The organism is Citreimonas sp. (genome assembly GCF_042096055.1).
In the GTDB taxonomy this organism is placed as follows: domain Bacteria; phylum Pseudomonadota; class Alphaproteobacteria; order Rhodobacterales; family Rhodobacteraceae; genus Citreimonas.
The window spans coordinates 1-6,822 of the sequence record NZ_JBELMH010000118.1 but is presented as its reverse complement, the minus strand read 5'-3'; the positions used below and the strand labels follow the sequence as shown (position 1 = coordinate 6,822).

Genomic DNA, 6,822 nt, shown 5'->3' with positions numbered 1-6,822 from the left:
GTACCTTAGACCGATGGAGGGTCCCGTGATCCGAGGAATTATCGCCGCCACCCTGATTGCAACGCCCGCCTGGGCTGATCCCGAACGCTACGGCTACATGGATTGGAGCTACGGCCATGGCGTCGGCATGATGTTCGGGCCGGTGCTGTGGCTCATCGTGCTCGGTCTCGTCGTCGCCGGGGTGATCTGGTTCTCGCGCCAGCACGAGGGCGGCGCGCCGCGTGGCGGCAACGGCTCGGCCCGCGCGGAACTGGACATGCGCTTCGCCAAAGGCGAGATCGACGCCGACGACTACGCCGCGCGCAAGAAGCTGCTGGACGCCTGACCGGCCACGCGTTCCCCGCTTCCGTCAGTCAGCTTCCCCAAATCCGCCGGCAGGCCGCGTCGACCGCCGCGTGCAGCAGCAGCGTCAGGATCGCGAGGACGATCAGCGCGGCGAACATCAGGTCGATCTTCGCCCGGCCGTTCGCCAGCAGCATGAGGTAGCCGAGCCCGCGCGACGCGCCCACCCATTCGCCGATGATCGCGCCGATGGGGGCGTAGACGGCGGCGAGCCGAAGGCCCGAGGCGAAGCCGGGCATCGCCGCGGGCACCCGGATGCGCCACAGGATGCGGCCGGGCGTGGCGTTCATCACGCGCGCAAGCTCGAGCCAGCCGGGCGGCGTGCGCATCAGCGCGTCGAAAAAGGCGGAAGTCACGGGAAAATAGATGATCAGCAGCGCCATCGCGACCTTGGACCACAACCCGTAGCCCAGCCAGAGCGTCAGGATCGGCGCCAGCGCGAAGACCGGCACGGCTTGGCTGAAGACCAGCGTCGGCCGCAGCAGCGCGCGCGCAACCGGCGACGCCGCCATCGCGATCGCCGTGGCGAAGCCCAGCGCCGCGCCGAGGCCGAGGCCCAGCAGCACCTCGGTCATGGTGACGAGGGCGTGCTCGGCGATCAGCGCGCGGCTGGTCCAGAGGGTGCCGAAGACGAGACCGGGACCAGGCAGGATGAACCGGGGCAGGGCGAAGGCCACCACCAGCGCCTTCCACGCCAGCAGGGCGAGGGCCGTGATGCCCGCGAGGGTGGCAACGCGCGTCATTGCGCCTCCATCAGCAGGCGCAGCAGGCGGCCCTGGAAGGCAAGCGTGTCGGGCGCATCGAAGGGCCGGGGCGTCGGCGTGTCCGGCGGCGCCTCGGCAGTGATGCCGGCGCGCGTCATCAGCAACACGTGGTGCCCCAGCCGCGCGGCTTCGGCGGCGTCGTGGGTGACGTGCACCACGGTGCGCCCGGCCAGCAGTTCGGCCGCCAGGTCCTGCATCTGCGCCCGCGCGCGTGCATCGAGGGCCGAGAACGGCTCGTCCAGCAGCACCACCGGCCGATCCTCCATCAGCGTGCGGGCAAGCGCGACCCGCTGCCGCTGGCCGCCCGACAGCGCGTGCGGGCGCTTGTCCGCGTGAGCGCCGAGCCCGACACGCTCCAGCAGCGCGCGGGCCCGGTCGCGCCGCCCCGCGTCGCCGCGCAACCGGGCGCCCAGGGTCACGTTGCGGACCGCGTCGAGCCAGGGCATCAGCAGGTCGCCCTGCGCCATCAGGGCGATGCGGCCGTCCAGCGGCGCGCCGTCATCCGCCGCCGCGATGCCGTCGAAGGCGACCTCGTCGCCGATCCCGCCCAGAAGACGCAGCAGCGTCGACTTGCCCACGCCGGAAGGGCCGAGCAGGCAGATCCATTCCCCCGCCGGCGCATCGAGCGTCAGCGTGCCGAAGATTGGCACGCCACCGATCGTCGCGCTCCCCGACAGGCGCAGCGCCGGGGCGGTGCTCATCCCGAAAGGCCCGTGCACCCGACTCGCCCTCGCGCCGCGTTCTGGTGGCGCGGGCAGGCCGCGTGCCAGGGCGGGAAAGCCTCGGCGTCGCTCATTGCGCGCCCAGATCGACGGCCAGATCCGAGACGGGGCGCGTGCCTTCGACCAGCCCCGCCTCGGCAAGGAATGCCTCGAACCGGGCGTAGCGGCCCTGGTCCAGCGCCTCGGGGCGCAGGGCGAAGCGCGGGATCGTGTCGGCCCAGGCGCGTTCGTTCAGCTCGTCCCGCAGCTCGGCCGAGGTGCCGGCGAAGATCTCCCAACTTTCCTGCGGGTGGTTCACGATGAACTGCGTCGCCTTCTCGGTTGCCGAAAGGAAGCGGCGGATCATGTCCGCATCCATCGTCTGAGGGTTGGCGACGTAGATCAGCTCGTCATAGGTCGGCACGCCTTCCTCCTCGGGGTAGAAGCAGCGGCCGGCGACGCCTTCGATAGCCATCTGGTTCAGCTCGAAGTTGCGGAAGGCGCCGATCACGGCGTCGACCTGGCCCGACATCAGCGCGGGCGACAACGACCAGTTGACGTTGACCAGCTCGACATTCGCCATGCCGAGGCCGGCCCGGCCCAGCATTTCGGACAGCAGCGCCTCTTCGACTCCGGCGACCGAGAAGCCGATCTTGCGGCCCTTCAGGTCCGCGATCTCCGCGACCGGCCCGTCCTCCAGCACCAGAAGGCAGTTGAGCGGCGTGGCCACCAGCGTGCCGACGCGGATCAGCGGCATGCCCTCGGCGACCTGCAGGTGCAGCTGCGGCTGGTACGAGATGGCGAGATCGGCGCGCCCGGCGGCGGCCATCTTGGGCGGATCGGCGGGATCGGCCGGGGCGATCACCTCGACCTCAAGCCCCGCCTCGGCGAAGTAGCCTTGCTCGTCGGCGATGACGATGGGCCCGTGATCGGGGTTCACGAACCAGTCGAGCACGAGTGTCATCCGATCTTGCGCGGCGGCTTGCGTCGCGGCGAGAAGGGCGAGGGCGGCGAGGGTGGTCTTCATCGGGTCTCTCCGGTTGTGTCGCCGAGGGCGACAAGGCAAATTTCTCCGTCCCAGACGGCGGCTAGACGTTCGGCGGCCGCCCACGACCGCTGCCCTGAACGGCAGCAGAGCACGGCGCGCTGGCCGGTGGCGGGGACGGGGCCGTCCGGCCCGAAGGCGGTGACGGGCAGGCGGCGGGCGGTCGGGCGCACCAGCGGCGCCTCGTCCTCGGCCCTCAGGTCGACGACGAAGTCGCTCTCGGCGATCTCGGACGGGGCGAGGAAACGGGGGTGGTGCCCGGGCTCGGACGCGCCGTCGAAGCTGAAGCCGCCGAAGCGGAAGCTGCGCCCGTCGACGGTGACGAGGCGGCCCAGCGGTGACGGGGCGATGCCGGCCAGCACGGCCACCGCCATCTGCGCCTGGATCGACCCGACCATGCCGACGACCGGCCCCAGCACGCCGTCCTCGGCGCAGGATCCCATCCGCTGCGGCAGGTCCGGAAACACAGCCCGCAGGCTGGGCGCGTCGCCGCAGAAGGCGCCGGAATAGCCCTCGAGCCCGATGACCGACGCACTGACCAAGGGCACACCGGCGGCGTGGCACGTGTCCGACAGGATGTAGCTGGCCGCGAAGCTGTCGGCGCAGTCGAGCACAAGATCGACGCCGGCGCAGAGCGCGTCGGTATTGGACGGGTCGAGCGCCGCGACGACCGGCTCGAGCCAGCACTCGGGATTCAGCGCGGTGATCGAGGCAGCGGCGGCTTCGGCCTTGCGGCAGCCGAGATCGGCCTCGCGAAACAGCGTCTGGCGATGCAGGTTCGTCACGTCGACCCGGTCGGGGTCGACCAGCCGGATTCGCCCCACGCCCGCGCCGCCGAGATATTGCAGCACCGGCGCGGCCAGCCCGCCCGCGCCCACGACCAGCACATGCGCGGCGCGCAGGCGCGCCTGTCCCTCGGGTCCGAATTCCGGCACGGCGATCTGACGGGCGTAGCGGTTCATCGCGTTGCCTCGATCCATTGGCGCACGCGTGCCTCGGGGTCGTCGTTCAGCGTGATGTCGGTGACGGCCGAGACGATGTCGGCGCCGGCGGCGAAGGCCCCTAGCGCGCGGTCTGGCGTCATCCCCCCGATGGCCACCAGCGGCAGGCCGCCCACCAGCCGCTTCCATTCGGTCACGCGGTCCAGGCCCTGCTGCTCCCACTTCATCTTCTTGAGGATCGTCGGATAGACCGGGCCGAGCGCCACGTAGTCGGGCGAGAGCGCCAGCGCGCGGTCGAGTTCGGCGTGGTCGTGCGTGCTGATCCCCAGCTTGATCCCGGCGCGGCGGATCGCGGGCAGGTCGGCCTCGTCCAGATCTTCCTGCCCCAGATGCACCCAGTCGCAGCCCTCGTCGATGGCGACGCGCCAGTGGTCGTTCACGACCAGTACGGCGCCCTGCGACCGGCACAGCGCCTGCGCGCGTGCCACCACCGGGCGCAGGTCCGCCTCGGGCATGTCCTTGATCCGCAGCTGGACCAGCCTGACGCCCAGCGGCAGGGCGCGCCGCAGCCAGCCGACCGAGTCGAAGATCGGGTAGAACCTGTCGAGACTCATTCGAGGAACGCCCGTCCGATGACCGGGGTCGAGGGCGCGGCCATGTCGCGCGGCTCCATCGGGTCGGCCTGGTACGCCAGCCGCCCGGCCTCGACCGCCTTGGCGAAGCCCTCGGCCATCGCCGCCGGGTCGCCGGCCCTCGCGACGGCGGTGTTCAGCAGCACCGCGTCGAAGCCCATCTCCATCGCCATCGCCGCCTGGCTGGGCAGGCCGAGGCCTGCGTCGACCACCATCGGCACGTCGGGGAACTGCGCACGCAGGGTGCGCAGCCCGTAGACGTTCGTCAGCCCCAGCCCGGTCCCGATGGGCGCGCCCCAGGGCATCAGGACCTCGCAGCCCGCATCCAGCAGGCGGCCGGCCAGCACCACGTCCTCGGTCGTGTAGGGGAAGACCTCGAAGCCCTCGTCGGTCAGGATGCGCGCCGCCTCGACCAGTCCGAACGGGTCGGGCTGCAGCGTGTCTGTGTGGCCGATCACCTCGAGCTTGATCCAGGGCGTGTCGAACAGCTCGCGCGCCATCTGAGCCGTTGTCACCGCCTCGCGCACGGAATGGCAGCCGGCGGTGTTGGGCAGGACCGTCACGCCCAACTCGCGCACCAGGTCCCAGAACGCGGCGCCGGCCCGTTCGCCGCCCGCCTCGCGCCGGACCGAGACGGTGGCGATGCCGGCGCCCGAACGGCGGAACGCCTCCGCCAGCACGCTGGGCGATGGGTATTGCGCCGTGCCGAGCATCAGGCGCGAGGCGATCTCGGTTCGGAAAAGCTGCATCTCAGCCTCCCTGTCTGGGCGCGACGATCTCGATCCGGTCGCCGGTGGACAGCGCCGTCTGCTCGCGCGCGGCGGCGGGCACGAAGCTTTCGTTGAGGGCGGTGGCCACCTTCGCGTCGCCGTAGCCAAGCTCGTCAAGCGCGGCGGCGAGCGTATCGGCCCGAACCTCGGTCGCGGTGCCGTTAACCGTGATCTTCATGCATCAACTCCGGTATGGTGCCATCGAGCGCCGCATCGGCCGCCATGCGCGCCAGCGCGGGCGCCAGCAGGAAGCCGTGGCGGAAGAGGCCGTTGACGTGGATGGTGTCGCCCTGCCGCGTCAGGCGTGGCAGGTTGTCGGGAAAGGCGGGGCGGGCGTCGACGCCGATCTCGACCAGCTCGGCCTCGCCGAAGGCCGGGTGCAGCGCGTAGGCGGCCGACAGCAGTTCGAGGACCGAGCGGACGCTGCGCCGGCGGTCGTCGCTTTCGATCTGGGTCGCCCCCAGCATGAACAGCCCGTCCGCGCGGGGCACGACGTAGAGCGGGAAGCGTGGGTGCAGCAGCCGGACCGGGCGCGACAGGCGGATGTCGCGGCTGCGCAGCATGGCCATCTCGCCTTTCACCCCGCGCAGGTCCGGCAGCACGTCCCGCGCCGCCAGCCCGCGGCAGTCGAAGGTCAGGCCGTCGGGGCGCCCGGGTTCGGCAACGAAAGTCACGCCGTCCGCTTCCAGCCGGTCGCGCAGGTGCGCCAGCGCCGCGCGGGGATCGAGATGCGCCTCGGCCGCGACGTGCAGCGCGCGGTCGAACCGGCCGGCGAGGTCCGGCTCGAGCGCGGCAAGGGCGTCGCCGTCAAGTCTCTCGTGCTTGGCGACGCGCCGTGCAAAGCGGTCGAGCTCGCGCCGGTCGCGGCCGAGGGCGACGACGAGCGTGCCGCACCGCGCGACCGTTACACCCTGCCGTTCCCACCAGTCGGCGGCCTCCTGGCCCAGCTGGACGACCGGTTCCTCGGCCGTCTCTCCCTCGCAGAACGGGGCCAGCATCCCGCCGGCCCACCACGAACAGCCGTGCGGTCCGGGCCGGGGCGCCGCGTCGAACACCGTGACTGCACACCCGCGCGCGACAAGTTCCGTGGCGACACAAAGGCCAGCGACGCCGGCGCCGAGGACCCGCGCCTTCATGTCCAGACCTCGTGGAAATGGTGCACAGGGCCGTGGCCGCCGCCGATGCCCAGCCCGTCCGCCGCGGCAATCGCGCCGTGCAGCCAGGCCTGCGCCCGCCGCACGGCCGCCTCGACGCCGGCGCCCTTCGCCAGTTCGGCCGCGATGGCCGAGGACAGGCTGCATCCGGTGCCGTGGGTGTTGCGCGTGGCCAGCCGCGGCTGCTCCATCGCCACGAGTCCGTCGACCGTCACCAGCCGGTCGATGCAGGTCGCGCCCTCGGCGTGACCGCCCTTCATCACCACTGTCCGCGCGCCCAAGGCCAGCAGCGCGCGCCCCTGCGCCACCGTCTCCTCGGCGTCGCGGGCGGCTTCGCGTCCCAGCAGGCGGGCGGCTTCGGGCAGGTTCGGCGTCAGCACGTCGGCGCGTGGCAGCAGGGTCTCGATCAGCGCCGCCTCGGCCTCTCCGGCCAGCAGGGCATCGCCGGACTTGGCGACCATCACCGGGTCCAG

At 72.0% G+C, this 6,822-nt stretch carries 10 protein-coding genes; 1 reads left to right on the top strand and 9 read right to left on the bottom strand.

Annotated elements, in window-relative coordinates:
• A partial coding sequence (locus ACFDTC_RS16830) for an SHOCT domain-containing protein (protein WP_375260035.1) occupies positions 1-325 on the top strand: 325 nt, incomplete at its 5' end.
• Between the two features lie 28 nt (positions 326-353).
• Here the strand turns inward: ACFDTC_RS16830 and ACFDTC_RS16825 are convergent.
• From ACFDTC_RS16825 to ACFDTC_RS16785, 9 genes are all read right to left on the bottom strand, one after another.
• Positions 354-1,085: an ABC transporter permease gene (locus ACFDTC_RS16825; RefSeq protein WP_375260034.1), complete on the bottom strand. Its 732-nt coding sequence runs from the start codon at positions 1,083-1,085 to the stop codon at positions 354-356.
• Entirely contained in the window at positions 1,082-1,807 is a 726-nt protein-coding gene (locus ACFDTC_RS16820) for an ABC transporter ATP-binding protein (protein ID WP_375260033.1), read from the bottom strand. The genes ACFDTC_RS16825 and ACFDTC_RS16820 overlap by 4 nt, the downstream gene beginning before the upstream one ends.
• A 91-nt stretch (positions 1,808-1,898) precedes the next feature.
• Positions 1,899-2,834, bottom strand: a complete 936-nt coding sequence (locus ACFDTC_RS16815) for an ABC transporter substrate-binding protein (RefSeq protein WP_375260032.1) — start codon at positions 2,832-2,834, stop codon at positions 1,899-1,901.
• Complete coding sequence (locus tag ACFDTC_RS16810) at positions 2,831-3,814, bottom strand: ThiF family adenylyltransferase (RefSeq protein WP_375260031.1); 984 nt, start codon at positions 3,812-3,814, stop codon at positions 2,831-2,833. The genes ACFDTC_RS16815 and ACFDTC_RS16810 overlap by 4 nt, the downstream gene beginning before the upstream one ends.
• Positions 3,811-4,407 carry a thiamine phosphate synthase gene (locus ACFDTC_RS16805; RefSeq protein ID WP_375260030.1) on the bottom strand — a complete coding sequence of 199 codons (597 nt, stop codon included), beginning with the start codon at positions 4,405-4,407 and terminating at the stop codon, positions 3,811-3,813. The genes ACFDTC_RS16810 and ACFDTC_RS16805 overlap by 4 nt, the downstream gene beginning before the upstream one ends.
• Positions 4,404-5,174 carry a thiazole synthase gene (locus tag ACFDTC_RS16800; protein ID WP_375260029.1) on the bottom strand — a complete coding sequence of 257 codons (771 nt, stop codon included), beginning with the start codon at positions 5,172-5,174 and terminating at the stop codon, positions 4,404-4,406. Before ACFDTC_RS16800 ends, ACFDTC_RS16805 begins: the two co-directional genes overlap by 4 nt.
• Before the next feature lies 1 nt (position 5,175).
• Positions 5,176-5,373, bottom strand: a complete 198-nt coding sequence (gene thiS, locus ACFDTC_RS16795) for a sulfur carrier protein ThiS (protein ID WP_375260028.1) — start codon at positions 5,371-5,373, stop codon at positions 5,176-5,178.
• Positions 5,357-6,331, bottom strand: a complete 975-nt coding sequence (locus ACFDTC_RS16790; protein WP_375260027.1) for an FAD-dependent oxidoreductase — start codon at positions 6,329-6,331, stop codon at positions 5,357-5,359. Before ACFDTC_RS16790 ends, thiS begins: the two co-directional genes overlap by 17 nt.
• Positions 6,328-6,822: hydroxymethylpyrimidine/phosphomethylpyrimidine kinase (locus ACFDTC_RS16785; protein WP_375260026.1), on the bottom strand; the 495-nt coding region annotated here is incomplete at its 5' end. The genes ACFDTC_RS16785 and ACFDTC_RS16790, both read right to left, overlap by 4 nt.